The 26,113-nt window shown below is 59.0% G+C and carries 29 protein-coding genes and 1 pseudogene; 10 read left to right on the forward strand and 20 right to left on the reverse strand.

Translation table 11 applies throughout. The features are described from left to right. Positions 1-41 precede the first annotated feature (41 nt). The 5 genes and pseudogenes from NHU87_RS20205 to NHU87_RS20225 form a co-directional block, all read right to left on the reverse strand. Positions 42-875: a DUF2950 domain-containing protein gene (locus NHU87_RS20205; protein ID WP_253552016.1), complete on the reverse strand. Its 834-nt coding sequence runs from the start codon at positions 873-875 to the stop codon at positions 42-44. A gap of 80 nt (positions 876-955) precedes the next feature. Further along, entirely contained in the window at positions 956-2,431 is a 1,476-nt protein-coding gene (locus NHU87_RS20210) for a DUF3300 domain-containing protein (RefSeq protein WP_253551922.1), read from the reverse strand. 27 nt (positions 2,432-2,458) lie between these two features. Further along, a pseudogene (locus NHU87_RS20215) lies at positions 2,459-2,539 on the reverse strand (polyphosphate kinase 2); the annotation flags it as partial. Positions 2,540-2,555: 16 nt separating this feature from the next. Further along, on the reverse strand, positions 2,556-3,011 hold the full coding sequence (locus tag NHU87_RS20220) for a YMGG-like glycine zipper-containing protein (protein ID WP_253551925.1): 456 nt from the start codon (positions 3,009-3,011) through the stop codon (positions 2,556-2,558). Positions 3,012-3,197: 186 nt separating this feature from the next. Further along, positions 3,198-4,949: an alpha/beta fold hydrolase gene (locus NHU87_RS20225; protein ID WP_253551928.1), complete on the reverse strand. Its 1,752-nt coding sequence runs from the start codon at positions 4,947-4,949 to the stop codon at positions 3,198-3,200. 177 nt (positions 4,950-5,126) lie between these two features. Between NHU87_RS20225 and NHU87_RS20230 the strand changes: the two genes are divergently transcribed. Further along, the gene (locus NHU87_RS20230; RefSeq protein WP_253551930.1) at positions 5,127-6,131 is read left to right on the forward strand and encodes an AraC family transcriptional regulator; all 1,005 of its coding nucleotides are present in this window, start codon (positions 5,127-5,129) and stop codon (positions 6,129-6,131) included. Between the two features lie 86 nt (positions 6,132-6,217). Next, positions 6,218-6,871 carry an MliC family protein gene (locus NHU87_RS20235; RefSeq protein WP_253551933.1) on the forward strand — a complete coding sequence of 218 codons (654 nt, stop codon included), beginning with the start codon at positions 6,218-6,220 and terminating at the stop codon, positions 6,869-6,871. A 9-nt stretch (positions 6,872-6,880) separates the two neighbouring features. Here NHU87_RS20235 and NHU87_RS20240 read toward each other — a convergent pair whose 3' ends face one another. The 3 genes from NHU87_RS20240 to NHU87_RS20250 all read right to left on the reverse strand — a co-directional run bounded on the left by NHU87_RS20240 (position 6,881) and on the right by NHU87_RS20250 (position 9,282). Next, positions 6,881-8,065: a patatin-like phospholipase family protein gene (locus NHU87_RS20240; RefSeq protein ID WP_253552017.1), complete on the reverse strand. Its 1,185-nt coding sequence runs from the start codon at positions 8,063-8,065 to the stop codon at positions 6,881-6,883. A gap of 323 nt (positions 8,066-8,388) precedes the next feature. Then, positions 8,389-8,730, reverse strand: a complete 342-nt coding sequence (locus tag NHU87_RS20245) for a hypothetical protein (RefSeq protein ID WP_253551935.1) — start codon at positions 8,728-8,730, stop codon at positions 8,389-8,391. Positions 8,731-8,877: 147 nt separating this feature from the next. After that, complete coding sequence (locus tag NHU87_RS20250) at positions 8,878-9,282, reverse strand: RidA family protein (protein ID WP_253551937.1); 405 nt, start codon at positions 9,280-9,282, stop codon at positions 8,878-8,880. Between the two features lie 144 nt (positions 9,283-9,426). On the opposite strand from NHU87_RS20250, the gene NHU87_RS20255 reads away from it, so the two are divergent. Continuing rightward, positions 9,427-10,359 (forward strand): LysR family transcriptional regulator, encoded by a 933-nt coding sequence (locus NHU87_RS20255; RefSeq protein WP_253551938.1) that lies wholly within the window; start codon positions 9,427-9,429, stop codon positions 10,357-10,359. Between the two features lie 53 nt (positions 10,360-10,412). Here NHU87_RS20255 and NHU87_RS20260 read toward each other — a convergent pair whose 3' ends face one another. Then, a complete protein-coding gene (locus NHU87_RS20260; protein ID WP_253551941.1) occupies positions 10,413-10,748 on the reverse strand; it encodes a KGG domain-containing protein in 336 nt (111 codons plus the stop codon). A 287-nt stretch (positions 10,749-11,035) separates the two neighbouring features. On the opposite strand from NHU87_RS20260, the gene NHU87_RS20265 reads away from it, so the two are divergent. Continuing rightward, positions 11,036-11,593 (forward strand): ATP-dependent Clp protease proteolytic subunit, encoded by a 558-nt coding sequence (locus NHU87_RS20265; protein ID WP_253551944.1) that lies wholly within the window; start codon positions 11,036-11,038, stop codon positions 11,591-11,593. A gap of 29 nt (positions 11,594-11,622) precedes the next feature. Here NHU87_RS20265 and NHU87_RS20270 read toward each other — a convergent pair whose 3' ends face one another. The 8 genes from NHU87_RS20270 to NHU87_RS20305 form a co-directional block, all read right to left on the reverse strand. Beyond that, entirely contained in the window at positions 11,623-11,907 is a 285-nt protein-coding gene (locus NHU87_RS20270) for a hypothetical protein (protein ID WP_253551947.1), read from the reverse strand. Between the two features lie 115 nt (positions 11,908-12,022). Beyond that, the gene (locus NHU87_RS20275) at positions 12,023-12,850 is read right to left on the reverse strand and encodes a DUF3618 domain-containing protein (RefSeq protein ID WP_253551949.1); all 828 of its coding nucleotides are present in this window, start codon (positions 12,848-12,850) and stop codon (positions 12,023-12,025) included. Further along, the gene (locus NHU87_RS20280) at positions 12,847-13,290 is read right to left on the reverse strand and encodes a phage holin family protein (RefSeq protein WP_253551951.1); all 444 of its coding nucleotides are present in this window, start codon (positions 13,288-13,290) and stop codon (positions 12,847-12,849) included. The genes NHU87_RS20275 and NHU87_RS20280 overlap by 4 nt, the downstream gene beginning before the upstream one ends. After that, a complete protein-coding gene (locus NHU87_RS20285; RefSeq protein ID WP_253551954.1) occupies positions 13,290-13,931 on the reverse strand; it encodes a hypothetical protein in 642 nt (213 codons plus the stop codon). Before NHU87_RS20285 ends, NHU87_RS20280 begins: the two co-directional genes overlap by 1 nt. Positions 13,932-13,994: 63 nt before the next feature. Then, the gene (locus NHU87_RS20290) at positions 13,995-14,219 is read right to left on the reverse strand and encodes a hypothetical protein (protein ID WP_437180846.1); all 225 of its coding nucleotides are present in this window, start codon (positions 14,217-14,219) and stop codon (positions 13,995-13,997) included. 162 nt (positions 14,220-14,381) lie between these two features. Further along, positions 14,382-15,890 carry a tripartite tricarboxylate transporter permease gene (locus NHU87_RS20295; RefSeq protein WP_253551957.1) on the reverse strand — a complete coding sequence of 503 codons (1,509 nt, stop codon included), beginning with the start codon at positions 15,888-15,890 and terminating at the stop codon, positions 14,382-14,384. A 25-nt stretch (positions 15,891-15,915) separates the two neighbouring features. Beyond that, a complete protein-coding gene (locus NHU87_RS20300) occupies positions 15,916-16,407 on the reverse strand; it encodes a tripartite tricarboxylate transporter TctB family protein (protein WP_253551960.1) in 492 nt (163 codons plus the stop codon). Position 16,408: 1 nt separating this feature from the next. Further along, entirely contained in the window at positions 16,409-17,374 is a 966-nt protein-coding gene (locus tag NHU87_RS20305) for a Bug family tripartite tricarboxylate transporter substrate binding protein (protein WP_253551962.1), read from the reverse strand. Between the two features lie 238 nt (positions 17,375-17,612). Between NHU87_RS20305 and NHU87_RS20310 the strand changes: the two genes are divergently transcribed. The 4 genes from NHU87_RS20310 to NHU87_RS20325 all read left to right on the forward strand — a co-directional run bounded on the left by NHU87_RS20310 (position 17,613) and on the right by NHU87_RS20325 (position 22,155). Beyond that, the gene (locus NHU87_RS20310) at positions 17,613-18,266 is read left to right on the forward strand and encodes a hydrolase (protein WP_253551964.1); all 654 of its coding nucleotides are present in this window, start codon (positions 17,613-17,615) and stop codon (positions 18,264-18,266) included. A gap of 48 nt (positions 18,267-18,314) precedes the next feature. Beyond that, positions 18,315-19,667: an OprD family porin gene (locus tag NHU87_RS20315; RefSeq protein WP_253552019.1), complete on the forward strand. Its 1,353-nt coding sequence runs from the start codon at positions 18,315-18,317 to the stop codon at positions 19,665-19,667. Between the two features lie 192 nt (positions 19,668-19,859). Further along, positions 19,860-21,014: a MalY/PatB family protein gene (locus tag NHU87_RS20320; RefSeq protein ID WP_253551966.1), complete on the forward strand. Its 1,155-nt coding sequence runs from the start codon at positions 19,860-19,862 to the stop codon at positions 21,012-21,014. Positions 21,015-21,297: 283 nt separating this feature from the next. Next, entirely contained in the window at positions 21,298-22,155 is an 858-nt protein-coding gene (locus NHU87_RS20325) for an SDR family oxidoreductase (RefSeq protein WP_253551968.1), read from the forward strand. A gap of 210 nt (positions 22,156-22,365) precedes the next feature. On the opposite strand, the gene NHU87_RS20330 is transcribed toward NHU87_RS20325, so the two are convergent. Genes NHU87_RS20330 through NHU87_RS20340 form a run of 3 tightly spaced genes read right to left on the reverse strand, consistent with a single transcriptional unit; the run spans position 22,366 to position 23,844 of the window. Beyond that, the gene (locus NHU87_RS20330; protein WP_253551971.1) at positions 22,366-22,812 is read right to left on the reverse strand and encodes a DUF421 domain-containing protein; all 447 of its coding nucleotides are present in this window, start codon (positions 22,810-22,812) and stop codon (positions 22,366-22,368) included. A 7-nt stretch (positions 22,813-22,819) separates the two neighbouring features. After that, a complete protein-coding gene (locus tag NHU87_RS20335; RefSeq protein ID WP_253551972.1) occupies positions 22,820-23,338 on the reverse strand; it encodes a hypothetical protein in 519 nt (172 codons plus the stop codon). Further along, on the reverse strand, positions 23,335-23,844 hold the full coding sequence (locus NHU87_RS20340; protein ID WP_253551974.1) for a CinA family protein: 510 nt from the start codon (positions 23,842-23,844) through the stop codon (positions 23,335-23,337). Before NHU87_RS20340 ends, NHU87_RS20335 begins: the two co-directional genes overlap by 4 nt. 169 nt (positions 23,845-24,013) lie before the next feature. On the opposite strand from NHU87_RS20340, the gene NHU87_RS20345 reads away from it, so the two are divergent. Both NHU87_RS20345 and NHU87_RS20350 read left to right on the forward strand, forming a co-directional pair. Beyond that, a complete protein-coding gene (locus NHU87_RS20345) occupies positions 24,014-24,625 on the forward strand; it encodes a Yip1 family protein (RefSeq protein ID WP_253551975.1) in 612 nt (203 codons plus the stop codon). A gap of 55 nt (positions 24,626-24,680) precedes the next feature. Continuing rightward, positions 24,681-26,027, forward strand: coding sequence for a cation:proton antiporter (locus NHU87_RS20350; RefSeq protein ID WP_253551977.1), 1,347 nt, complete (start codon positions 24,681-24,683; stop codon positions 26,025-26,027). Positions 26,028-26,113: the final 86 nt, after the last annotated feature.

The following is a 26,113-nucleotide window of genomic DNA, read 5'->3' on the forward strand; positions in this document are numbered from 1 at the left end:
TTGCCCGCTCCCACAGGGGATTTGCAGTGCCGCAGGTAGAGCTACTCTTGACCTACAGAAACCACCTTCCAACTGTCATCGGGATCAAAGCGCTTCATTGACTGCGCCAACTTGTCACCACCGGGTCCCAAGTCTTTCTCGAACACCTGTCCTTCATGACTGATCATGAAACTCATCACCCCGGTGTCATCGTATTTCGCCGGCCAGGCGATCAGGGCAAAGCCACGGCTCATCTTGTCACCGATGAGGTAGCTGTAGGCGCCGCCAGGTGCCGAAGGACCTTGGCCATCAAGGATGCGGAAGTGGTAACCGTGCCAGTCTTCGCCGGCAATGGTTTTGCCGAACAAGGGCCCCACCGGGCTGATCTGACCGCTATCGTCGTCCGCCCAATAGAGTCCGTCGTGCTTGCCGGCAGTGCTGAAGATTTTTTGCGCGTAGGCGAGTGCGCCGTCACCGTTACGATCCACTGACGCATAGTCCATCTGGGCGTCGTGATAGGCCAGCACCGATTGCAACGCGGTGAGTTCGTTGCGGCCAATTCGACGTGCACGGACTTCGGCGCTACCGGCCTTGATGTCGAAGCGCCAACCGTTCGCGTCTTTTACCATGGGTATTGGCAGTGTCCAGTGGTCACTGCCCACCGACAGGAGTGCCTTGCGGTCGCTGGTTTTTTCAATGCGGTGTTGCTCGTGGTATTGCTTCAAAAACGCATCCACATCACTGCGCTGCACGCCTTCGAGCGGAATGAAGCTGTGCCATTCATTACCCAGCAACGCTGTCAGGCGTGCCTGATCGGCGTGCTCCGTACCCAGTGCTTCGACGAACGCTTGCGCGGCGTTTTCTGGCGTTGGAAATGCCTGCTGTGCCGTCACCATGCACGACCACGCCAAGCCGGCAGTTATCACCAGAACCTGCGGGAGCAAGCCCGTGAGTGCTTTCACTCGAGGATTGTTTTTCAACGACGGCCCCCTCTTTGACGCGCTGGTGGACTGGAGGGGCGACTGACTTGATGGCCGGCTGATCGCGAGGCACTGGGGCGCTGGGCGGACGCCAGGCTGGCCCGGCCACGACTGGCTTGTGCGTTGGTCTGGGACGGTGAGCGGGCGCCGGCGAATGCATTGTTGCGAGCACTGCCCGTACTGGCGGACGGCCGGTTTTGCGTAGCTTGGCGCGTCTGCGAGGTGCCCTGTGCGCGCTGATTCACCTGAGCGGTCTGTCTGGCGGGCGGCTGACTCTCCCGAGTGTTTCTGGTGGTGCCCTGGTTTCTGTCAGACGTTATCGGCCTGTCTGCACCTGCTTGCATCCGATTGTTGGCCGAGGTTGCGGACTGAGCTTCGCGTGCTCGATCACGGGCCTCGCGGTTGCTGGTGGCCGGTCGTTCGATACCGTGCTTGTCCATTGAACTACGGGCTTTTTCACGCGCCTGGGCCCGTTGGGCATCGTCCCCTCGATAGGCCTCACGCTGATTGGCACCGCCCAGTTGTCGGCCGTACTGTTCGCGGCTCTTGGAGTCTCGATAGGGAACGCCATCGCGGTGAACGGTGTTGTGCTGCCACGTGTTCTGATTGTTGGTGATCTGGTTGTTGCGATTGATGTTGTTGTAGCGATCGACGTCGATGTCGATGTCGTTATTGTCCCAGTCACAATCACCCCACAACGAGCCAATGATCGCCACACCGGTACCAAATGCCAGGCCGGCCATCAATGCCGAACCGGGGTAATAGGCTGGCGGCGGCGGATAATACACGGGAGGCGACGCAGGATAGGGCCAGGTGCCATAGGTGGTTGTCGGGTTATAACTGGGTACGTACACCACCTGCGGATCGGAGGGCTGAATGATGATGGTAGAAGTGCTGCTGGCGGGGGCCGGCGCCGCAGACGTGGGGGCCGGTGCCGGTGCCGCAACAGCCTGAACCGTCACGTTCTGATATTGGTTGCTCTGCAGGTTGCCAGCCGCTTGCGCCTGATGACGCAAGCGTTGCACGCCCTCCATGACATCGTCGGGCTGCGCCAGGAAAGCATCACCCAGGCGTTGTACCCAGACGGGATCCTGCCCCAGCGTTGCCAGAACCTGGGGGAAGGCAACCAGCGCCTGCACACTCGGATCCCAAGGCTGGCTCGCCACTTGTTTGACCGCATCATCGCCTTTGGCGTCCGGGTGCGCTTTAGACCAGCTTACCGCCTCGACGACTTCTCCGGGGTACGTCGTGGCCATCAGCACCTGTGCCAGCAACGGGTCCGGGTAAAGCGCAATGGGCGCCAGCATTTGATCCAGCTGCTCCTGGGTAAATACGGCATCTTTGGTCGCCGCCGTGGCGGGCGCTGTGTCGGCAGCTTTTGCGCTCGCGCTCGCATCCAATGACTGCGCCAGGCAGGAAGATCCGCTCAAAAACAGTACAGCGGACACCGCGTAAAAAAATGGAATGCGCATTGCACCCCCCTGTGGTCAGGCAGACTTGAGCGCCTTGATCATTCCGCCCTTCCCTGCACCGTCGCGCCCTTCAAAGACGATACAGATCTTGATGCCCTTTGCTTTCACCTACTTTTGCAACGGTTCAAGGGGTTATCTGGTAACCCCGTTGCTGCATGCAACTGCTGTAGGCGGACGCAGTGGCAGCCGGTTCTGCCCGGCGATCCTCACGACGATCCTGACGTTGCCGGGACCCACCTACAACCGCACCTGCCACGGCAGCATCCTTGGCTTTGTTCTGTCGATATTCCTGTTTGACATCGTCATCTACCTTGTCATAAACCTCGTCATGCTGACGACCGCGCGCTCCGGCAACCGCCGCACCTGCTACTGCACCAGAAGCGGCACCACGGGCACGTCCACCTGATTCAGGCGTTGAGCTGGTGCTTGCTGTGTTGGCGGCCTGAGCCTGGCATGAACTAATGTCCTGCTGAATGATTTCGGGAGACTGTCCTTTGAGCGGCGTTACGGTCTCGGCGGAAGCGCAAAGGCAGAACACCGAGACAATCGTAGCCAGACAGGGAGAAATGGACCTTTTCATAAAGCCTCCACTGCTATCAGTGTGCTTTGGATCTTTGAGTCTAGCTCAGCGTCTGCGACTAACCCTGGAACAATATTCTTAGGCTGCAACCTTTAATTTCTTTTGGATCTCTACTCCCTCGAACTGGTGTGGGTAGAGTCGCCCTGGGGTACAACTTACCCGGCGCTGGTCAAGCGCCGGATAACCTCAACGCTCCAATATGTAATGGCCCGGGGCAGCATACAAAGGCGGATATTTGCGTGAGCCGAGTTTGCGCGGTGCTGGCTGGCTATCTCCCGACCGTTGCTCGATCCACTGGCGCCAATGCGGCCACCAACTGCCGATGTGGCTCTCGCCTGCGTCTTGCAGCCAGCTTTCTGGATCTGTGGCGGTGGCAGCGGCGGCGTAGAAATACGACTTCGTATTGCCCGGCGGATTGATCAAGCTCTGTAGATGGCCGGCATTGGAAAGGACGAAGGTGCTGTCCTCGCCGAACAGTCGGGCGGTCCCGTAGCAGCCCTGCCAAGGTGTGATGTGGTCGGTGGTGCCGCCGATCACATAAGCACTGACCTTGACCTTGCTCATGTCAATCGGCTCTCCAGCGATCAGCAATGCCCCCGGGTTGCTATAGGGATTGTGCTGGGCCAGATCGAGGTAGTCGGCATGCAGTTTTGCCGGTAGACGCGTGGAGTCGTTGTTCCAGGCAAGAATGTCGAACGCCGGCGGCTTGTTGCCCAGCAAATAGTTGTTGACCCAATAGTTCCAGATCAGGTCGTTGGGCCGCATCCAGGCGAACATACGCGCAATGTCTTGGCCACTGAGAGTGCCCTTGCACTGCGAGCGGGTCTTCGCCGCGCGCAGTACCGCCGGCGTGGCAAACAGGCCGATGGCGGTGTCACCGAAGAGCGCGGGCATATCGAGCACGCACACCGCCCAACTGGTGTTCGCCACCTTGGCGCCTTCGCCGCGCGCCGCCAGCCAGCCGAGATAGGCCGCGAGCGTCAAGCCACCTGAACAGGAACCCCACATATTGACATCCGCGCTACCGGTGATTCCTCGCGCGACATCGACCGCCTGGTCAAGGCACAGCGCATATTCGGACAAACCCCAGTCGCGGTGCTGGCTAGTTGGATTGCGCCAGCTGACGACAAACAGTTGCACACCGCTGTCCTGTATCCATTTGATCAGACTCTTGTCGGGCGACAAGTCAATGGCGTAGTACTTGTTGATCTGCGGGGGTGACATGACCAACGGGCGGGCATGCACGTTTTTCGTGGTTGGGGCGAATTGCAGCAGTTCGAACATCTCGGTGCGCAACACTACCTCGCCCTTCGCCGTGGCGACATTTTCTCCCACCTTGAACGGTGCGCTATCCACCTGCATCGGCATCCCGCCGTTGTGGCGCAGGTCCCGGGAGAACTGCCCGATCCCTTTGACAATGCTCATGCCGCCCGTATCGAGCAACTTGCGCAACGCTGTCGGATTGGTCAGCAGCAGGTTACTCGGCGCCAGTGCATCACCCAACTGTGCGGCAATGAACCGGGCACGGCCCTTGTCTCTGGCGTCGAGTTGGGCCTCCTCGATAAAACGGCTCAGCTCGTCATTGCCAGCCAGGTAACTCTGCAACAGGCCGCGCAACAGGGCATTGGATTGCCAGGCCGGATCGCAAAAACGCTTGTCTTTGGGATTCGGTGCCACGCTGGAGCTGCCGGCGACAATATTGCCCAGCTCCTTGAGGAAACTGCCAACATGCCGTGCTGCCTTGACTGGCGTCTTGCCCACGGCCTTGAACAGGGCACCGGACGCGCCAAGCAGATCGACCGGGCGCACCCTGAGCAATGGCGTGGCAATCGGTGCAGGGCTCACTGTTTTGAGCGGCTCTTGAAGAGCTTTTGGCGCTGCGCGGCGACGCTTGGCAGGCGTATCCGTTGATCGAGTGATACGAGGTGTTTTATTCATGGCCATTCTCTTGTTTTTGTACGCAAGCCTTGAGGGCAACGAGCAATCCCCACCTTATCGATGCAGGCACGGCGGGAAGTGACGCAGTGTCGCGCGGCTGCCGTCATTCACCTTGACTTGGCGGGACAATCAAGCTGCTAAGCTGATAAATCGCTGTCCCGGATTAAGAGATCATCCATGAGTGGCCTCGTTCGCAGTGCCAGCTTGACCAACTACGTGGAAATCGCCCGATCGCTACACGTTGATCATCTGCAGCAATTGCGCCTCGTCGGCCTCGATCCCCAATGCCTGCTTCAGCCAGACTTGAAGATTCCCAACGAAGCTGTAGCACGGCTGCTCGAAAGTTCGGCGCGCGAAGCGGGTGTGGACGATTTTGGCTTGCGTATGGCCGAAACCCGCAAGCTCTCCAATCTGGGGCCTCTGGCGCTGCTGTGGCGTGACGAGCCGACCATCCGTTCGGCCCTGAAAGCGTTCCGCGATTTCCTGTACCTGCACAATCAGGGGCTGGTGTTGAATATCGAGGAAAGTGGCGGCGTGGTGGTTTTGCGCATGGAACAGGTCACGGTGGGAAACCTGCCGGTGCGTCAGGCGATGGAACTGTCGGTGGCGGTGATCCACCGCCTGCTGAAAACCTTGCTGGGGAACCACTGGCACCCTTCAGTGGTTTGCTTTCGTCACGCAGCGCCGCTGGACGACAGTCGACACCGCCGCGTATTCGCCACCTCGGTGCAGTTCAATAGTCTGATGGATGGCCTCGTCTGCAGCAGTACCGACCTGGACAAGGCACTGCCCAGTGCCGATCCGGACATGGCCCGTTATGTTCATCAATATCTGCACAGTATCCGCGAACAATCCAAAACAGCTTTACTTGAACAAGTGCGCCAGATGATCTGGACAGTACTGCCCACAGGCCATTGCTCGGTGGAGCAAGTGGCGGCCAATCTGGGATGGGACAGGCGAACACTGCATCGCAAGCTTGCACAGGAGGGTGAAACATTTTCCTCGCTGCTGGATCAGGTGCGTGCAGAACTGGCAATGCGTCACTTGGCACATTCCAATCAACCTTTGAGTGAGATAGCCGGGGTTCTGGGGTTTTCCGAACTTAGTGCTTTCTCCCGCTGGTTCCGCCGGCACTTCGATTGCAGCCCCTCAACCTGGCGAGCTCGCCAATCCAATCTGTAATACGGCCTTATACTGCGATACACCCAATGCGAACAAATGACTGTTCAACGGATCAATAGATCCCACAGCAATCCGGGTATCAGGTAATGAATCAAGCCAACAAGAAAACACTCACCGGTCTGCTCGCTACCAGCGTGTGTGCGGCGATGAGCACCTGTGCAAATGCTTCGCCCGTCCTCCAGACCAGTTTCGACTGCGCAACGGCAAGGGCATCCGTCGAAAAGCTTATTTGTCGCGACCCACAACTGATGCAGATGGATATTGAATTGACACGCCTTTATCGCCTGGCGCTCACGGATGATCATTCAGTACCGCGCCCCGACAAAGTCATGATCGACCAGCAGTTCTGGATCGGCGCGCGCAATCAGTGTGCCTCCGAGCCTGCGCCCAAAACATGCACGATCCGAAGTTATGCCGAGCGCGCGCACCAGCTACGCCAAGGTTCGGCCATTGTGAGAACCAAGGATCCAGACCGACTCACCGAAGGCCCCCTGGCTTTTCGGTGTACAGGGTTTAACCCGCTGATTGCCGCCACTTTCTTTAACACGCAGCCTGGTGTCGTGTACCTGAAATGGGCGAACAGCTCGATCACCCTGAGCCAGGTGCTGAATGATTCGGGAACCCAATACACTGGCAAGGATTCCCTGGGGAGCTACAGCTTCTGGCAAGACGGCAACGTGGTGCTTTTCCAGAAGCCAGGCTCAGGGGAAATGAGTTGTACGGTCGAGCCTGTCAGCTGAGACCGTCGCTCACGTACTCGGCGATTTATGCCATGGATAGCCTTTGGCACTGAGTTCAAAGGCGTATTCGAACAAGCGCTTCATGTACTCGCCATCGAATTTATGCAGGCGAGAAACGTGAAAGTCGGAGCCGATGTACGCCAGATTGAAGTCCGCCCCATCCTGCTGGGCAATTCGGTAGATCCGGTCCAGATCGCTGATTCCCTGATTCTGGATCAATGCGCTGATGGCTCGACCGCCGATGTTCAAGGTTCGGCGCTTGGTTCCGGACCATTGCAGTTCCAGCTTGCCGTTGCGAATCACATAGAAATGCCGTTCACGACGCAAACGCGCCCCGGGCACCTGGTTCAGCGCCATCACGGTGCCGGGTGGGTAAAGGAACACCTGCGTAAGGACACCTCCGTCCACGTGCATTTCCTGAAACGGGTGGCCATTAACGTCCACATCAATCATGACGGGTGAGACCGCTCCGGGAATACTCATCGACGCGATCATGATGTTGCGAAACAGCTCGAGCGCTCCCGGTGCCTGGCTGGAGGCAATAGCGCCCATGTTCCAGGTGACCGGGCGCCCTGAATCAAGGTCGGTTGTGCCGATCATCAGGAGCCGTCCTTTGGCGTATTCCGCCGCGATTGCCGCAAGAATCCCGGCGGTGACGTGCTGTGCAATGAGCCGCGACAATGGCTTGCTGTGCGCCATACCATCACTGGCAAGACGGGTCAGCATATTGCGCGCATGGAAAATGTCTTTTGGACCGACTGCATTGCAGATACGCACAATGACATCGTCGTACTGGGGCCCCAGGTAGGCAAACGGGGCGACAAGGGCGCCAGCGCTAATGCCGGTGACAACTTTGAACACCGGTCGAGTCCCATGCTGGGTCCATCCCGCAATGATGCCCCCCGCAAATGTGCCGGCGTCGCCGCCGCCCGAAACCGCCAGCAAATTTGCCCGCGGCAGGGTGTCGTTCGGTAGCCCTGCCCTGGCGAGCGCCTCAGCCTCTCGAAGGTTGGCCTGGCTCACATCCCGAATGAACGGAGTCAGGTCCTGGTCCAGCCAGTAGCGGGCATTCGGAATGCCCGGAATGAGCGCTTTTTCCGTTAACGTTGGCGGCACCGCATCACGGCGTTGCAGGCACGCTTGACGCAACATGTTCAGGGTTGAGGCGCTAGGTCTGAGCTGGAATGGTTTCAACACGCCTCCTCCGGCCCCTGCAATTGACAGAGCCCGTCACGCACACCTCTCGATGGCGAGTGGCCTGAACATCTTTCATGCTAGCGCAAGCCCAGACAGTCATGAGGTTGGCGGGACGTCCGGTCTGTCCTGGAGCTGATCCTCCACCCATAGACGCTCATTAGAAAACGCCAGCAATCACCACAGTCTCGCGGGGCTTGGCAGCTGCTACGCATAACATTACGGCTTAACTATCTGCACGCAAAAAAATCCCGCGACCGAATAAGGCGCGGGACAAAAAATTGGTTGGTTGCGGCCAACCAAAGGAGCATTTTTAAAAGCGGTTACAGGCATTCCTGCGCGGCACGTTCGAAACTCGAAGGCATGAAGTTCGACGCCAGCAAGTGGCGTTCATACAAAAACACCTTGCCGCCATTCGGGGCCTTGTAGGCTTCGAGAACGTTGTCTGCCGCGATTCTGCTCGGCACCACGATCCGGTAGCTGCGCTGGGTTTGCGAGACCGTCGGGTTCAGTGCGCTGCCCTGCAACTTCGGCACCACGCAGTCGGTGTACTCGGCAGGCGTTTTTTTCGTCTGCAAGGTCAGCGTCGGATCATTCGGTGCGGAGGCGCAGCCGGCCAGCAGCAAGGAGGCGAAAGCCATGACAGGAACAAATAAAGGGCGCATCGGTGAAGTCCTGAAAATAAAAAATCGGGGTCGTTGAGCGTCTTCGATGGAGGCGATTCTCCGACTTTGCCCGACAAAGCAGAACTTGCGTTTCTTGATTGTCACTATTACTTGAACCGATAGTTGCGCCCCGCTTCCCTGGTCAGCTCATCTGTTGATGGCGTCAGGAAGCCTGGCGATCACCTTGATCTCGAACTCAAAGCCATACAGCCACGTTACCCCGACAGCCGTTAACGTCGGGTGCGGTGCATTACCCCAGAACTCCGGCACGACCTTCCAGATCGTTTCGAACTTCTCTTGCGGATCGACGATGAAGACCGTTATGTCAATTACGTCGTCGAAGGTGCAACCCGCAGATCTCAGGATCGCGTTCAGATTGTTGAACGCGAGCCGAACCTGAGTTTCCAGGTCGGGCTCGGGTGAGCCGTCTTCGGTACTACCGACTTGCCCCGAGACGAATAAAAAGCCATTGGACCGGATAGCCGGCGAATAGCGATTGCGCTCATAAAGCGCTTGGCGCCCGGGTGGAAAAACAACATCACGCTTGGTCATAAAGTACCTCCATCAACAGGTCAAAGCTGACCCGTAATTAACGATGAAAATGACTTTAAGGACTTGTGCCTGCCTGATAAACAAGCAACTGTAGCCATCACTGTTTGTAAAAACCAAACAATCCGATAGATATCCGGGGCAGAAATGGACCGTTTCGATGCGATGCTGGCTTTTGCGCGGGTGGTGGAAACAGGCAGCTTCACCAAGGCGGCCGAAACATTGCATATGAGCAAGACCAGCGTGACGCAACTGGTGCAGCAGTTGGAGGCCCGGTTACGCGTCAAATTACTCAACCGCACGACGCGCAAGGTTAACGTAACAGCCGATGGCGCCGTCTATTACGAGCGCGTGGTTCGGCTGCTCGCCGACATGGACGATGCCGAGACTAGCTTGTCCAGCGCCTCCGCCCTGCCTCGGGGCCGACTGCGAGTGGATGTGCCCAGCCCGTTGGCCAGCATGATTCTGGTGCCGGCGTTGCCTGCGTTTCATGCTCGATACCCTGACATCCAGATCGACATGGGCGTCAGCGATCGCATCGTGGACATGATCGGTGAGAATGTAGATTGCGTTGTGCGCGGCGGCGAACTAACCGACCAGTCTCTGATGGCCCGGCGGGTAGGCGACCTGCAGTTGGGCGTTTTTGCGGCGCCAAGTTACCTGGAACGCGTCGGTACGCCGTCGCATCCGCAAGAGCTGGAAGATTCGCATCATCGCATCGTCGGTTTCCTGTGGGCACGCACAGGCAAAGCCGTGCCCTATGCCATGCGCAGCAACAGCGAGAGCGTCCATATCAAGGGTCGCTATGTGTTGGCGGTCGACGATGGCAATGCCTACATCGCGGCCGGTCTGGCCGGCCTCGGCATTCTTTGGCTGCCAGACTACATGTCCAAGCCATACGAAGCGCGTGGCGAATTGGTTCGCCTGTTTGAGGATTGGCGCCTCGATCCGATGCCGATCTACGTGGCCTTTGCGCCAAACCGGCATATCAGCTTCAAGTTGCGCGTCTTCATTGATTGGGTCGCTGAGCTGATGGCAGAGCATGCGCCCATCATGAGCCGAGGGGTGTCAGCAATCTGATGTGGAAAAACCAAGCCCCGCCATAAGCGGGGCTTGATGTGTTTCACACGGCATCAGGGTTTACGCCCGCCGCCGGGATTTTGCCCGCCGCCAGGGTTTTGCCCTCCACCTTGATTTTGCCCTCCTCCTTTTCTACCTGCTTCAGACGCTTTATCCCTGTCGTCGGCAAAGTTGCCCGAGCGGCCTCCTCCCTGTTCGCTGCCGGAACGATTGGTATCGCTGGATTGACGCCCCCCTGAGGCCTGTCCACCTTTTTTGCCGGCGTCGGAGGTGCGTTGCGGATCGTTCATCATCCCGCCGCCCGACTCCCCGCCTTTTTTGCCAGCTTCGGAGGCTTTCTCAGGGTCATTGGCAAAATTGCCAGGGTTCTTGTTACCGGTGTTAGCCATTTTCGTTCTCCTCATTGTTTCTCGCGAACCTTTGTCGGCTCGTCTTATTCCGAGGTTTTCCGGGATTGAAAGTTTGAACGGATACGGCATTCTTGCGACCAACGGATTGGGGCTATTAGTTCCAGAAAACTCCTGCTGCGGCGACTAATGGGAGTGAGTCAAACGAATATAAAAACGGGTTGCGCTTATACAAATTGATGAAAGAAAAGAGCGTTGAGGTCTGGCATCATTCAGGCAGTTACGCTTTATCGTCAGCTCTCTAATTTATCCCGTATTGAGGTACGTCGATGACAGAGCACATCATCCACTTTCATTGCCAGATCGATCAGGGCACCATGGAGCGCTTCAGGGACTGCTGCCTCGATGCCATCGACCAAGGCGCCTCATCCTTGCTGCTGAATCTTTCCACCAGCGGCGGCAGCACCAACTTCGGCTTCGCCCTCTACACCTTCCTTAAATCCCTGCCGGTGCCGCTATGCGCGATCAATGCCGGCAACATCGAGTCGATGGGCATCATCATGTTCCTGGCCGCCGGCCGGCGAATCACCGCGCCCCATTCGCGGTTTCTGATTCACCCCATGAATTGGTATTTCAGCCAAAGCTCGGTCGACCATCAACGCCTGCGCGAATACCTCTCGAGCCTGGATAACGACCTCGCGCGCTATGTACAGATCTTTGCCCTGGAAACTGCCAACGCAGAGACCAAACTGGATATTTTTCATTGCCTTTCAGCGGAAGAGAAAGTCATTGCCGCGCATGAATCCCTGGCCTACGGAATCGCCCACGAAATGCATCAGATGGTGTTTGCCGATAACGTCAAACACTGGAAAGTCAGTGGCAGCTGACGCGGCCTCGGGTTTTTCGTTCCGATGAGTCAAGTGCCAGCAATGGGATGAATCTCCAGGGTCATTCCGTCACTCAGCGTGAGTTTCAAATCCTTGACAGTGCCGGCCACTCGGTCCTTGAACACCGGTTCGCCCTCGGGATCGAGTTCATCGTAGATAAAGCGGTTGCCCTCGAGCCAGCCGATGGCCGTTTGCAGTTCGGGCGTGAGGTAATACTTGCCGTCCAGAAAAAAACCGGCAAACGGTTCTACCCTTTCCCGGTTCTCGATTTCGTAGCGTACGCCGGGGGTCATGCCTGTGGATTCATCAATCATGATGCGTACCTCGTCAGGGTGCCTGATCTGGAAGTCCCGCCTGTTTCAAGGCGTCGACAAACCGGGCTCGACGGGACGTCTGCGCATCAGACCTCCCGTCTTGCCCTGATAGCTATCAAGAAGTTCCCAATCCACGCGACAGATCGGCTGAGGTTTCGGACGAGGTCTTGCGCATCTCGCCCGTTTCTCCAGCGATTGTCTCGTGGGACTCCGTGGGTTCCATCACCTTTTCGCGCACCGCCTCATAGCCCTCCCGTGCTTGCTGTTTGACCTTGCCGGTGAGGCTTGCGCTGGTCCTGCCCAGATAACGGCGCTCCGTTGCGGTGGTCGGTAACGCCGCGCCCAGCAACGCTCCCACCGCGATACCCATCGCCGCCATCAGCAGGGGCTGCTCCTTGAGCAGATGACTGAACTGGTCGCCCATTTCATGAGTCCTGCGCGCCAGGCGATCACTGGTGTCATGGACGGCGTGGCTGAGCTGATCGGTCTTCGCCTGCAGGCTGTCGCTCAGGTGCGCGGCCTTACCCTTGACCGCCTGATAGCTGTTCTTGAGCGAATCGGTGGTGTCGTGCAGACGCTGTCGGGCGCTGTCCATGCCCTCGGTGAGCCCTTCGGCCAAGTCATCGGTCCAGTCGACATCCGGCTCCTCGACGCGATATTCCCTAGGCGTTGGCGGGCGATTCTGGCTCATCATCAACCACATCAGGCCGACCGAGGTCAGCACCGCGGGCACGGGATTGTTACGCACACTGGTGCCCAGATTGGTCAGAAAGGTCGAGCCGTTGCTTTGCATCATCAGCAGCGCCTGATCGAACATCTGGCCAGGGGTGAACTTGCTTTCCAGCGCGTCGACGATATGCCCGATGTTCTCCCGTTGCGCATCGATTTCACGCTCGATGGTTTCCGGGCTCTTGGCCGCTTCGGTTTCAAATTCTCGGTTCATGACACTTTCCTCCGCAGGGCTTCCTGGTCTTTGTTCAGCGCGTCCAGGGTGCGATCAGGCTTGAAGTGGGAAGGCTCGAATTGTTTTTTGCCTGCTTGCAGCATCACAAACCCGATAATCATTACCACGGCGCCGACAATCAGCGCGGCCAGCCAGGGCGCCATCACCAGGCTCAAGGCATAGACCACAGCCATCAGCAGAATGATGAACCCGGCGAGCAACACAATGGCGCCGCCGGCGACCCCGGCAATCCCTGCTTTCAATGTCGTCAGGCTGGCCTGCAATTCCGCCTTGGCCAAGGCCAGCTCCTTGGTGAATAACGCCGGAACTTCCCGAGATAACTGACGCAATAAACCGACCACGGAAGCGTCATGATCAGCCGTCGTGACCGACGGCGTGACGGGCTGTGTGCGTTGCAGTTCTGGATCGTCTCTGTTCATTACCGTTCTCCTGTGAAGGGGCTGGACCCCGGCATTGAGGAAGCATCGCCACGATGGTCGGGCGCGTTCGGCGAGGACGGCGTGATGCCAGTGGCCAACCCGGGCGACAGATCGCCTCCGGACGGCATCGAAGTTTCATAGAGTCCTTGCGAGCCCTCGCCGCTGAACGTGGATGCACTGCTTTGGGCATCGAATTCACGGTCGGTTGTTGTCGGCGTAGTCGCCGTGCCCGCTTTCAGGAACCGCGACAGACCGAACCCCACCGCGATGCTGCCGACAATGAACAATCCCGGATTGTCGCGCGCAAGGTCTGCGCCATCGTGCAGAAGCTCTTCGGCACTTTTGCTACGCAGTTTCCCCGCCAGGCTGCTCATGCTGTCGGCCATGTCCGCCAGGTAGTCGGACATCCCGAACGTATCGTTCGTCCTGATCTCGGAAACGACTGACTGGGCGCCTCTGGCCAATGCTTCAATCTGGTCCGCTGCGGTATCGCGGTACTGGCCGAACTGCTCATCGGCCTGGTGCCGTGCACCGCCTATCGCTTCGGTAACCTCCTCCTTTAAATGCTGAAAGTTTTGTTCGGAGCCTGCGGGATCCCGAGGGGCATCCGGTTGTCCGGTTCTGCTATCTGGAATAGTCATGTCATCCATCGCCTTCGTAATGAACACGTCAGGAAGTGGCCGCGGTGTGCCCGCGGTGGTGCTTCATTGCAGATGACGAGGGGGGCTGGCTGGGAGTTCCACGCAGATGATGAAGTGATAAAAAAGCGCACCCCAGGAGCCGGATTGCCGGCCTGCTCGCGATTGCAGGTCACAGTCGGAAATGCCTTGGAGGTTGAGGCTGGACAAGGTGTCGGTCAGATCGCGAACCACGGTGAAGCGGTGCATGGCGCAAGCGGCCAAGTCGCTGAGTTCGATGATCGTTCCCACGCTCTGCGTGGGAATGCAGCCCGGGACGCTCCGCGTCCCATCCAGAGCCGAACGCGGAGCGTCCGTTGAGGCATTCCCACGCGGAGCATGGGAACGATCTACGTGAGGATTCTTGATCCATGCTCCTAGGGCAAAGCATCGTCAACCCGGCTCGCGAAGCGCTCAATCATCCTCATGCAATTTGATGCCGCGTTTATGCAACAGGTACGGAACCAGCAACACCAACAACGTCAATGCCAGCAGCGAGGCCGCGATGGGTTGCGTCACAAATATCATCCAGTCGCCCTGGCTGATGGACAAGGCGTTGCGCAGTTGTTTTTCCGCCATCGGCCCCAGCAGCATACCGACGATCACCGGGGCGACGGGGAAGTCGAAACGCCGCATCAACACCCCGGCCCAGCCGATGCCCAGCATCAGAAACAGGTCGAACGTCGAGTGGCGCATGCCGTACACGCCGATGGTGGCGAACACCAGAATGCCGGCGTTCAGGTACGGTCGTGGAATCTGCAAGAGTTTGACCCACAGCCCCACCAACGGCAGGTTCAGCACCAGCAGGATGGCGTTGCCGATGTACAGCGAGGCCACCAGTGTCCAGACCAGCTCGCCCGAGGTCTGGAACAGCAGCGGCCCCGGTTGCAGGTTGTAGTTCTGGAACGCAGCCAACAAGATCGCCGCCGTGGCGGAGGTCGGAATGCCCAGGGTCAGCAGCGGCACCAGCGAACCGGTGGCGCTCGCGTTGTTGGCCGCTTCGGGGCCGGCAACACCCTCGATGGCGCCCTCGCCTTTGCTGGCGGCAAATTCTTTTGGGTATTTGCTGAGTTTGCGTTCGGTTGAATAAGACAGGAACGTGGGAATTTCCGCGCCACCGGCCGGAATCGAGCCAAAGGGAAAACCGATCAGGGTGCCCCGTAGCCAGGCGGGAACCGAGCGTTTCCAGTCGGCACGGGTCATCCACAACGAGGTCAGGCGGTGGCGGCCGGCCGTTTCTTCCTTTTGGTAGAGCACGCCGTACAAGGCTTCACCGACGGCAAACAATCCCACCGCGACGAGTACCACTTCGATGCCATCGACCAGTTCGGGCACCTCCAAGGTGTAGCGGGCAATGCCCGAAGTCGAGTCCAGGCCGATCAAGCCGACGGTCAGCCCGATACCCAATGAGGCGAAGCCACGCAACATTGACGAGCCGAGTACCGCTGATACCGTGGTGAACGCCAGCACCAGAATCGCGAAATACTCCGCCGGCCCGAACTTCAGTGCCAACGTCGCTACAAGGGGAGCGAACAAAGTCAGCATGATCGTCGCGATGGTGCCCGCCACGAATGAACCGATAGCGGCCGTCGCCAACGCCGGGCCTGCCCGCCCGTTGCGGGCCATGAGGTTGCCTTCCAGGGCCGTGACCATGGAGGACGACTCGCCGGGGGTGTTGAGCAGAATCGAGGTGGTGGAGCCACCAAACTGAGCGCCGTAATAGATACCGGCAAACATGATCAGCGCGCCGGTAGGATCGACCTTGGCGGTAATCGGCAGCAGCAGTGCGACGGTCAGCGCCGGCCCGATCCCCGGCAAAACACCGATCGCGGTGCCCAGCAGGCAGCCGATAAAACCCCACATCAGATTGATCGGGGCCAACGCGGCACCGAAGCCGGTTGCCAGACTCGCAAGAATGTCCACCTTGTCGACCTCCTTCGGCCAGGAATCAGATCCAGGCGTTGACCAGGGGCGGAAGGGAAACCCCTAGCCCGGCGGTGAAAAGCCAGTAAATCGGTAAGGTCAGGGCGATGCCGATGGCCAGGTCCCGCAGCGGGCTGCGACTGCCAAAACCGCGCGCCGAACAGGCAAACAGCAATGAGGCGGCCAATACGAAACCGATGTAGGTAATGAGCAAGGCAACCCCCACCAGCCCCGCCGTGACCCAAGTCGCCCCGACCTTGCCGCCGGGCTCAGCCTGGGTGGTCTCGTGGTTGTCGGCAAGGTTACGAAAACCACCGGTGAGCGCCTGATAGCACATCAACAGACCGACGACGCCCAGAAACGCCGCGACGGCATAGGGGTAGACGTAGGCCGCCATGATGACGAAGCCCATTTCGGCAGGAAACCGCGAGGCGCCGAACGCCAATACCGCGCTGATGGCGACGACACCTAAACCAATCGCCAGTTGGGCCGGCATGACTCTCCAGCGCCCAGCCATCTCAAAGCAGTCCGACCTTGACCAGCATCGCGCGCAGGCGCCCATGTTCTTCTTCGACGAATTTGCCGAAGTCATCCCCGGTCAGAATGCTCGGGGACCATGCATTGGTTTTTACGTTTTCTTGCCAGACAGTGCTTTTGGTCGCGGTCAGGACGGCTTCGGTCAGTTCTTTGCGCTGGTCAGGCGTCAGGCCCGCCGCGCCGTAAACGCCACGCCAGTTACCGATTGTCACGTCATAGCCACTTTCTTTGAGCGTCGGTGCATCGATGCCTTCTACGCGGCTGGGTGCGCCGATGGCGAGTAAGCGGAACTGCTTGGATTGCACGTATTTGGCAAGCTCGGCATAGCCGCCGGTGATCACCGTGATGTGGCCCCCCAGCGTCGCGGCGACGACTTCGCCGCCCCCCGCGAAGGCGACGTAATTCACCTTGTTGACGGGAACGTCCATTTTGCTCGCCAGTTCGGCGATGCCAATGTGGTCGATCGAACCCTTGGAGCCACCGCCCCATTTGATACTGGCCGGGTTGGCTTTGAAGTCTTTGAGCAAGTCGTCCAGGGTTTTGTACGGGGAGTCGTCACGCACGGCAATCACGTTGTATTCGGTAAACAGCCGGGCGATTGGCGTCACGTCCTTCAAGGTGATTTGCGGTTTGTTCTGCTCGATGGACGCAACCATGATCGCGCCGACCACGAGCAGGGCATTGGCGTCGCCCTTGGTGCCGTTGGCAAATTGCGCCAACCCGAGGGTGCCGCCCGCGCCGCCCTTGTTCTCGAAGGTAACGGACTTTGCCGTTTTCGCCTCGACCATGGCTTTGCCCAGGACGCGTGCGGTCTGGTCATAACCACCACCGACCGAACCGGGGGCCATGAACTTGACGGTGTCCAGCGCAAAAACCGGTGATGCGAGCGCGGCGGCGGTAATGAAAACGGCGAGGTTGCTGCTGAATCGACGGGCCAATGCAAACATGAGTCGTCTCCGGATAGCTGTTCTTGTTGTTTTCGATCAGGGAAGAGCCCCTGTTCGGTGAACATGCGTCTGGGAATAAGCGTAGGTCATAGTTGTATTTGTTGGCGGTATTTCAATGGCCTGCTTGCCGCCCTTATTCCTGCGAAAAAAACAGCACACCGCCTCAATATTCCCGCCCGAATCTACGCAAACATGGCCTCGCGAATCACCCCTCACTTAATCCGTAAGGACATTCACCATGGCCATCGCAAAAGCTGTTCCCGGCAAAACCTTGCTGACCCCGACCGACCACACCCTGATCATGATCGATCACCAGTCGCAGATGTCGTTTGCGACCAAGTCCATCGATGCCGTCACCTTGCGCAACAACGCTGCCCTTGTCGCCAAAGCCGCTAGGGGCTTCAAGGTCTCGACCATCCTCACCACCGTCGCCGAGAAGAGTTTTTCCGGCCCGATTTTCGACGAGATCAAATCGGTATTTCCGGAACACAAGGTGATCGATCGCTCCAGCATGAACACCTGGGAGGACGAGCGTATTGCCGTCGAAGTCAACGCTGCCGGCAAGCAGAAAATCGTTCTGGCCGGCCTGTGGACTTCCGTGTGCATCGTTGGCCCGGCCCTTTCGGCGATAGACCAAGGCTTTGAGGTCTACGTGATTGCCGACGCCTGTGGCGATGTCACCACCGAGGCGCATGAAATGGCCTTGCAACGCATGATCCAGATCGGCGCCCGTCCCATGACATCGCTGCAGTACTTGCTTGAACTCCAGCGCGATTGGGCACGGACCGAGACTTACGACGAGACGGTGAAAACCTCCATCGCCAACGGTGGTGCCTATGGTCTGGGCCTGATCTACGCCAAGACCATGTTCAACGCCTCTGAAGGCCATTGAAAAAAACAGCGTCTGTGTGGAGTCGCTGTTTTAGGGGGGCGATCAATGATGTTTTCTTTGCAAGCCCTCCCGCTGATTCCCGGTCGGAAGGACGTACCCAAAACGTCCTTCTGGCTCTGCGTGCTTTTCGCCGGAACGGCCTTGGCGGATGAGGTGCCGGTGGCTGCGCAAGGATTTATCGAGGGCGCGACACTTGAAGTACTCAGTCGAAATTTTTTCCTCAACAGCGACTACCGTTCATCGTCGCCGACGGCCAAGAATTACAAACAAGAGTGGACTCAAGGCTTTATCGCTTCTTTTGAATCCGGATTCACGCCCGGCACGCTAGGCTTCGCCGTCGACAGTCATGCCTTTGTGGGCCTGAAACTCGACGGCGGCAAAGGACATTCGGGAACGGGATTACTGCCACTGGACAGTGACGGTCGTAGCGAAAGCAACTATTCCAGTGCCGGTGGCGCGCTGAAAGTCAGGGCTTCCCGAACCACCCTGGCCTTCGGTGAAATGACCGTGGAAACCCCGGTATTCGACTCCGCCGACAAACGCCTGCAACCGGAATACGCCACGGGTTTTCTGTTGAACAGCGGCGAAATCGACGACATGAATCTGGTGGCCGGTCATTTCACGGCGTTCAAGAATCAAGACAACACGTCCGGCAAGGGCAACTTTTACGGCTACGGTGCCAACACCGAGGCCGGTGGTATCACGCTTCTAGGCGCCGACCTGTTCACCCAACATCCTGTCGGCGGTGCCCTGTATGCCTCCGAATTGAGCGACACCTGGCGGCAGTACTACGGCAATCTGCACCTGAAACGGTCCGGATTGTTCCTCGACGCCAACCTGTATCGCACGCAAGACAGCGGCAAGGCGTTGGCCGGTGTCATCGATAACACCGCCTACAGCCTGTCGGGCAAATACACCGTTGAGGCTCATGCCTTTACCCTGGCCTGGCAACGCATCAATGGCGACACACCGTTCGACTTCGTCGGTGGCGACTCCATTTACCTGGCCAACTCGATCAAGTACGCCGATTTCAATGGCGCCCACGAACGCTCCTGGCAGGCACGCTACGACCTCGACCTCGGCGCTTATGGAATTCCCGGTCTGAGCTTCATGACGCGTTACGTCAAGGGCAGCGCCATCGACGGCACCCGTGCGCCCAAGGGTGGGGCCTACAACCCGTTCGACCAGACTGTCGGTGAGTACGTGCCTCAACAAGGCGATGGCGGGCGGCATTGGGAGCGCGACATAGACGTGCGCTACATCGTGCAATCAGGCGCCGCCAAGGGTTTGTCAGTGCAACTGTCCCATGTGTCTCACCGAGCCAACAGCGCCCAGGCGGGCGATGATATCGACAGGGTGTACGTTGTCATCCAGTACCCGTTGACCTTCGGGCACCGATGATCAGCGACACGATGGAAATGGCGGAAGGCAGCCGGACACACAAATTGAGGGAGCGAGCCTGCTCGCGATAGCAGTGGACCAGGCAACATCCATGCTGGCTGTGATGGCCTCATCGCGAGCGGGCTCGCTCCCACAGAGGTTGGCGCTTATCATGGTCGCCGGATTAACCCCCTGCCTTTTATGAGACTGAGCATGACTTTCGATTTTGATCAGGTGTTCGACCGCCATGGCACCGGCAGTACCAAATGGAGCCGCTACCCGGCCGACGTGTTGCCGATGTGGGTGGCCGACATGGACTTTGCCGCGCCGCCAGCGATCATTCAGGCACTGCAAAAACGCCTGGAACACCCGATGCTCGGTTACAGCGTGGCTCAGGATGACTTGCGTGACGCCATCGTCGCCGACCTGTGGAACAAATACGCTTGGCGTGTGCAACCTCAAGAACTGGTCTTCCTGCCGGGTATCGAGTCGGGTTTCAACATGGCCCTGCATGCGCTGGTTCAGCCGCAGCAGAACGTGGTCGTGCAAACGCCAAACTACCCGCCGCTGCGCCATGCACCGGGCCACTGGCAGTTGAACAAGGTCGAACTGGACTTCGACGCGTTGGCCGATGGTACGTATGCGACGCCACTCGATGCCTTGCGCGAGGCGCTGCAAGGGGGCGGCGCGCTGCTGCTGAGCAACCCGCATAACCCGCTGGGCAAGGTCTTTGCGCGCGAGGAACTGCAAGCGGTCGCCGACATTTGCCTGGAGCAGGATGCCTGGATCATCTCTGACGAGATCCACTCCGAGCTGTGCTTCGACGGGCGCGTGCACATTCCGACCGCCTCGCTCAGCCCGCAGATCGCCCAGCGCACCATCACCCTGATGTCGGCGAGCAAGGCCTACAACATCGCCGGTTTGAAGACTGCGTTCATGATCATTCAGGACGCGGCACTGCGCCATCGGGTCAACAACGCCCGCTGCGGCATGGTCGACAGTGTTAACCCACTGGGCCTGGAAGCCACCCGCGTCGCCTACAGCGAAGGCGGCCCATGGCTGACCGAGCTCATGGCCTACCTGCAAGGCAATCGGGATTATCTGGTGGAGGCGGTTCGCACGCGGTTGCCGGGTGTGACCATGAACATTCCTCAAGGCACTTACCTGGCGTGGCTCGACTGCACGGCGCTGGGGCTGGACAACCCGCAGCAGTTCTTCCTCGAGCAGGCCAAGGTCGGGCTGAGCGCGGGGCTTGATTTCGGCGATAACGCCCAGCAGTTCGTGCGCTTGAACTTCGGCTGCCCGCGGGCACTGCTGGAAGAAGGGATCGCGCGGATGGAACGTAGCTTGCGTAATCGCCTAGCCTGATTCCAGACCACATTCCCTGTGGGAGCGGGCTTGCCCGCGATAGCGATCCGTCAGGAGAACTGATGTTGCTGACACTCCGCTATCGCGGGCAAGCCCGCTCCCACAGGGGATTTGTGTGCTTTTGCGTATTGCGGAAATCCAACCGAACTCAAGGCAAAAGACCAGGGTCAACCCCAATGTAGGAGCCAGGCCTGCCGGCGAAGACGCTTTCAAGGACGCCTTCGCCGGCAAGCCTGGCTCCTACGAAAAGCAGTCTTTTGCCTTGAACAGAGGAGATTTCCCGATGACTGACTATCCAAAACCACCCTTCCCTAAACAAAGCCAGCCAGTCCCCGGGGCCCAAACGAAAATGGACCCTTACCCGGATTGTGGCGAACAGAGCTACAAAGGTTCGGGTCGGCTGGAGGGCAAGATTGCCCTGATCACCGGTGCCGACAGCGGCATCGGCCGTGCGGTGGCAATTGCTTTCGCCCGGGAAGGCGCGGATGTGGTGGTTGCCTATCTGAATGAACAGGAAGATGCGCAGGAAACCGCACGCTGGGTCGAACAGGCCGGTCGTCAATGCCTGCTACTGTCCGGCGATCTGGCGCAGAAAGCACACTGCCAGGCGCTGGTGGACAAAACGGTCGAGCGCTTCGGCCGGATCGACATTCTGGTGAACAACGCGGCGTTCCAGATGACCCACGAAAACATCGAGGACATCCCGGACGAAGAATGGGTGATGACCTTCGATGTCAACGTCACGGCCATGTTCAGGCTGTGTCAGGCCGCGTTGAAACACATGAAGCCCGGCAGTTCGATCATCAACACCAGTTCGATCAACTCCGACATGCCCAAGCCGACATTGCTGGCCTACGCGACCACCAAGGGCGCGATTGCCAACTTTACCGCCGGCCTGGCGCAAATGCTGGGGCCAAAGAACATCCGGGTAAACAGCGTGGCACCGGGGCCGATCTGGACGCCGCTGATCGTCTCGACCATGCCCGAAGAAGACGTGCAAAACTTCGGCTCGCAAACCCCGCTCGGCCGTCCCGGCCAACCAGTGGAAGTCGCGCCGATCTATGTGCTGCTGGCCTCGGATGAAGCCAGCTACATCACCGGGCAACGGTATGGCGTCACGGGCGGCAAGCCGATGCTCTGACGCGCGTGGCTGCGTTCGCCTGTAGCAGCTGTCGAGCCTGCGAGGCTGCGTTCGGCTGCGAAGCAGTCGTAAAACCAGACATTGCGGTGCGTCAGACAGACCGCGTCAGCCGGGTTCACGACTGCTTCGCAGCCGAACGCAGCCTCGCAGGCTCGACAGCTGCTACAGCTGCTACAGCCAAACGCAGGTTCGGCAAGGGTCGCGGGTGAGTCAGGGCTCTTGAGCAATTATCGAGATCTTGCCATTGCGCTCGATGATGGCGAATTTAATCTGCTCAAGGGTTTCAATGCCCTGACTCGAACGCGCAGCCTCCATGACATCGGCTTCGACCAGTCGCGCATGGCGCAGGCGTTTGTGCAGGATCTTGCCGTTCTCGACAATGATCGTCGGCCCGCCATCGATCAGCCGCTGCACCCATTGCGAGCGCTGTTTGAGCAATGAAAGCCCGACGTCGATGGCAATCAGCGTGATGATCACCAGTATCGAATTGGTCAGGGAAAAATCATTGCCCAGCAGCGCTTGTTGGGTTGCCTCGCCGATGATCATCAGTAACACGAAATCAAACGTCGTCAGTTCGGCCAGCGAGCGCCGACCGGCGATCTTGAACAGCACCAGCAACGCCAGGTACATCACGGTCGCGCGCAATACCGAATCCATAAGTCACCTAAGGGAAAATGAATTGATCCACCTTGACGGGGGCTGCACCGGGCGAGGCGATATGGCTGCGAAACAGGCCCAGCCCCTCGCCACGCAAAGTCAGGTAAAGACTGGCCTGCCCTTGCGCGTCCGTTTGTACCCACAGTTTCATGCCCTGCTCGCCACTGAGTGCACGCACAGGTTCTGGTTGCAGGGTTTCGATTTCGAAGCCCTCCAGCAGTTTTCCGGTCAGTTCCAGCTCAACCGTGGCATCCGGCCGGCCGATCACACTGACCTTCATCGGGTTGGTCGAACCATGACGGTGGAACATCTCGTACTCCACCCGCACTTTGCCATCGCTGCCGTGAACGTCCCGGGAACTGAGCGGGCCACGGGAAAACAAGCCGAGCAATGCCAGCACCACCAGCAGCACCATCGCGTACCAGCCCCAACGCTCGAATCGCCAGACCTTGACCTGATAGGCCATGTCTTCGCGCACCGGAAAATCGCGGCTGTGGTATTCGGTGCGGCGGGATTCGTCGTTCATTGATTTACCTGATCTTGTTCGGCTAGCGCACGTTTATGAAAAAACGAGATCCGCTTCAAGGCATGTTCTGCAGCCAGTAACTGGACCTTGCTGCGGGATCCGAAAAAGCGATGCTGTTGGGTGAATACACATTTCCCTTGCTCAGTCTGGTAGGCCCAGGCGAAACAGACGGTGCCGGCCGGAATCCCGTCGACATCCTCCGGCCCCAGGATACCGGTGGTGGCCACGGCAACGTTGGCGGTGCTGTCGAGCAAGGCGCCCAAGGCCATTTCGCGAGCGACTTCGCAACTGGTCAGGTTGAACGTTTCGATCGTATGGGGGCTGACGTTAAGTAATCGTTGCTTCGCTTCGGAAGAATAGACCACGTAACCGCTCTCGATCAGGTCCCCGCTGCCCGGCACTTCGGCGAGCAAGGTCACGATCTTTCCGGCGGTACAGGACTCGGCCGTCGTCAGTCGCAGGTCGTGTTGGCGCAAATATTCGACGACAGTTTGGCTGACGTTCATGGCAAGGCATCCAGGCAAGAGGAACTGCTCGGTTGACCTTCGACGCTCGCAAACATTCCCTCGGCCAGACAGCCCATGCCCTCCGATAAAAAATGAACCCCCGGCGATGGACGCACCTCAATACGTTTAGGGGCCCCTATGCCGGGCCGCTCGCTATCTGGAGGTCGACATGTCCGCACCCTTCGTCAGGCTGTTCACTCAGCCCAATTTCGTTTGGACAGATATTCGTAAGGAAGAAGAAGCGAATCCGCGCCATTACCTCGCTCATTTACTGCTGCTCGCGTTGATTCCCGCCGTGTGCCTGTTTATCGGAACCACCTACGTCGGCTGGAGCCTGGCCGAGAACGAAACGGTCAAACTCAGTGCCACCAGCGCCCTGCAACTTTGTGGGCTGCTGTACCTGAGCATCATTGTCGGCGTGGTGCTGATGGGGCTGTTCATCCGCTGGATGTCGCGCACCTTCGACTCACGCCCCACCGTCAATCAGTGCATCGGTTTTGCTGCCTATACCGTCACCCCGTTCTTCCTTGCAGGTATTGCCGGGCTCTATCCGAGTCGCTGGCTGGCGATCACCGTGCTGGGGGCCGCCTCCCTCTATTCGACGTTTTTGCTGTTCGTCGGCTTGCCGATCTTCATGCACGAGCGCAAAGAGGAAGGTCTGCTGAATGCGGCGAGCGTATGGGGCGTCGGGCTATTGGTGCTGGTGACTATCCTGGTGGAGATGATTCTGCTCTGGTTCAACTATCTGGGACCTGAGTACGTACGCGTGACCGGCGTGTGACTCTCCTGATTCCGCCATCCGCCGGCGGTCGGCGGCATACCTCCGAGAACCGGGCATGAGCTTCATTGTATGGGTGGCGGTGTTGGGCGCGGTGCTGCTGACCCTGGCACTGACCTCGTCTTATCTGCGCTGGATGCCGGTGACCACATCCGCGGTGTGCCTGGCGCTGGGCGTGGCGATCGGTCCGGCGGGCCTGGGCCTGCTGAAACTGGACATCAAGGACGCGGCGATCTGGATGGAGCACCTGACGGAAGTTGCGGTGCTCTTTTCGCTATTTGTCTGCGGACTCAAATTGCGCCTGCCGCTGAAGGACCTTCGATGGCGGGTGGCGTTCGGCCTGGCGGGACCGGTGATGATCTTGACCATCATTGGCGTCTGCCTGCTGCTGCATTACGGTTTTGCTCTGGCCTGGGGGCCGTCGCTGCTGATCGGGGCGATCCTGGCCCCCACCGATCCGGTCCTGGCCTCGCTAGTGCAGGTCAACGACGCCAGGGATTACGATTCGGTGCGTTTCGGGCTCACCGGTGAGGCTGGCCTCAACGACGGCATCGCCTTCCCTTTCGTGATCCTCGGCTTGCTGTTCGTGCAACAGGGCGGTGATAGCGATGCCTGGCTCGGTGAGTGGGCACTGAAAAGTGTGCTGTGGGCCGTGCCGGCCGGTTTGTTCATCGGTTACTGGATGGGTCACGGCATCGGTCGCTTGACCTTGTCGATGCGCATCCGCAATGCCGACAGCACCATTTCTCCCAACGACTATCTGACCCTGGCCCTGATCGCCCTCGCTTATGTCGCGGCCGAAGAGCTCCATGCCTATGGCTTTCTGTCCGTTTTCGCCGCCGGCCTCGGGTTGCGGCAGGCCGAAGTCAAATCCACCGGCGACGCGCGGATCCCCGCCGAACATCTGGTGCAACCGGTGGTCGGCCACCAGAACGTCGAACCTGCGGCTGCCGTCCACGGCGACGTGGCGAACTTGCCTGAAACCCAAGTCGCGGCGGGCATCATGATGGGCGACATGCTGGCCTTCGGTAGCCTGGTGGAACGCGCCATGGAAGTGTTTCTGGTCACCCTGCTGGGCGTGGTGCTGGTGGGCCACTGGGATTGGCGAGCGTTGGTGGTTGCACTGGTGTTGTTTTGCGCCATTCGCCCCTTGTGTGTATCGCTCATGCCCTGGGGGCGCTTGCTGGACGGGCGCCAACGGCTGTTGATCAGCTGGTTCGGGATTCGCGGGATCGGGAGTTTTTATTACCTGTTCTACGCCTTGAACCACGACCTCGGTCCGGCCGCGGCGACGCTGTGCACCGACCTGACGTTGTCGGTGGTGGCGCTCAGCATTCTGGCGCATGGCATCAGTACTCAACCGATGTTGGCTCGTTATGAGCGGCGCAACAAGCCGGACGCCTGACACCTTCCGGGTGACTCACTCCTTCGGTCAACCTGCACTGAACAGCAACGGATATTCATGCAGGTTGCACGACAAACGCTGTTTTA

This window comes from Pseudomonas mandelii, assembly GCF_024138395.1.
Taxonomy (GTDB): domain Bacteria; phylum Pseudomonadota; class Gammaproteobacteria; order Pseudomonadales; family Pseudomonadaceae; genus Aquipseudomonas; species Aquipseudomonas mandelii_E.

Bases quoted from the DNA above. Each gene is read 5' to 3' on its own strand.
- NHU87_RS20285 (WP_253551954.1), bottom strand. From the start codon at position 13,931: ATGACTATTCCAGATAGCAGAACCGGACAACCGGATGCCCCTCGGGAT.
- NHU87_RS20330 (WP_253551971.1), bottom strand. From the start codon at position 22,812: ATGGATTCGGTATTGCGCGCGACCGTGATGTACCTGGCGTTGCTGGTG.
- NHU87_RS20340 (WP_253551974.1), bottom strand. From the start codon at position 23,844: ATGAACGTCAGCCAAACTGTCGTCGAATATTTGCGCCAACACGACCTG.
- NHU87_RS20345 (WP_253551975.1), top strand. From the start codon at position 24,014: ATGTCCGCACCCTTCGTCAGGCTGTTCACTCAGCCCAATTTCGTTTGG.
- NHU87_RS20275 (WP_253551949.1), bottom strand. From the start codon at position 12,850: ATGAACCGAGAATTTGAAACCGAAGCGGCCAAGAGCCCGGAAACCATC.
- NHU87_RS20250 (WP_253551937.1), bottom strand. From the start codon at position 9,282: ATGACCAAGCGTGATGTTGTTTTTCCACCCGGGCGCCAAGCGCTTTAT.
- NHU87_RS20310 (WP_253551964.1), top strand. From the start codon at position 17,613: ATGGCCATCGCAAAAGCTGTTCCCGGCAAAACCTTGCTGACCCCGACC.
- NHU87_RS20230 (WP_253551930.1), top strand. From the start codon at position 5,127: ATGAGTGGCCTCGTTCGCAGTGCCAGCTTGACCAACTACGTGGAAATC.
- NHU87_RS20260 (WP_253551941.1), bottom strand. From the start codon at position 10,748: ATGGCTAACACCGGTAACAAGAACCCTGGCAATTTTGCCAATGACCCT.
- NHU87_RS20205 (WP_253552016.1), bottom strand. From the start codon at position 875: ATGGTGACGGCACAGCAGGCATTTCCAACGCCAGAAAACGCCGCGCAA.
- NHU87_RS20305 (WP_253551962.1), bottom strand. From the start codon at position 17,374: ATGTTTGCATTGGCCCGTCGATTCAGCAGCAACCTCGCCGTTTTCATT.
- NHU87_RS20335 (WP_253551972.1), bottom strand. From the start codon at position 23,338: ATGAACGACGAATCCCGCCGCACCGAATACCACAGCCGCGATTTTCCG.
- NHU87_RS20220 (WP_253551925.1), bottom strand. From the start codon at position 3,011: ATGAAAAGGTCCATTTCTCCCTGTCTGGCTACGATTGTCTCGGTGTTC.
- NHU87_RS20315 (WP_253552019.1), top strand. From the start codon at position 18,315: ATGTTTTCTTTGCAAGCCCTCCCGCTGATTCCCGGTCGGAAGGACGTA.
- NHU87_RS20350 (WP_253551977.1), top strand. From the start codon at position 24,681: ATGAGCTTCATTGTATGGGTGGCGGTGTTGGGCGCGGTGCTGCTGACC.
- NHU87_RS20245 (WP_253551935.1), bottom strand. From the start codon at position 8,730: ATGCGCCCTTTATTTGTTCCTGTCATGGCTTTCGCCTCCTTGCTGCTG.
- NHU87_RS20270 (WP_253551947.1), bottom strand. From the start codon at position 11,907: ATGATTGATGAATCCACAGGCATGACCCCCGGCGTACGCTACGAAATC.
- NHU87_RS20235 (WP_253551933.1), top strand. From the start codon at position 6,218: ATGAATCAAGCCAACAAGAAAACACTCACCGGTCTGCTCGCTACCAGC.
- NHU87_RS20265 (WP_253551944.1), top strand. From the start codon at position 11,036: ATGACAGAGCACATCATCCACTTTCATTGCCAGATCGATCAGGGCACC.
- NHU87_RS20225 (WP_253551928.1), bottom strand. From the start codon at position 4,949: ATGAATAAAACACCTCGTATCACTCGATCAACGGATACGCCTGCCAAG.
- NHU87_RS20320 (WP_253551966.1), top strand. From the start codon at position 19,860: ATGACTTTCGATTTTGATCAGGTGTTCGACCGCCATGGCACCGGCAGT.
- NHU87_RS20300 (WP_253551960.1), bottom strand. From the start codon at position 16,407: ATGGCTGGGCGCTGGAGAGTCATGCCGGCCCAACTGGCGATTGGTTTA.
- NHU87_RS20210 (WP_253551922.1), bottom strand. From the start codon at position 2,431: ATGCGCATTCCATTTTTTTACGCGGTGTCCGCTGTACTGTTTTTGAGC.
- NHU87_RS20325 (WP_253551968.1), top strand. From the start codon at position 21,298: ATGACTGACTATCCAAAACCACCCTTCCCTAAACAAAGCCAGCCAGTC.
- NHU87_RS20280 (WP_253551951.1), bottom strand. From the start codon at position 13,290: ATGAACAGAGACGATCCAGAACTGCAACGCACACAGCCCGTCACGCCG.
- NHU87_RS20255 (WP_253551938.1), top strand. From the start codon at position 9,427: ATGGACCGTTTCGATGCGATGCTGGCTTTTGCGCGGGTGGTGGAAACA.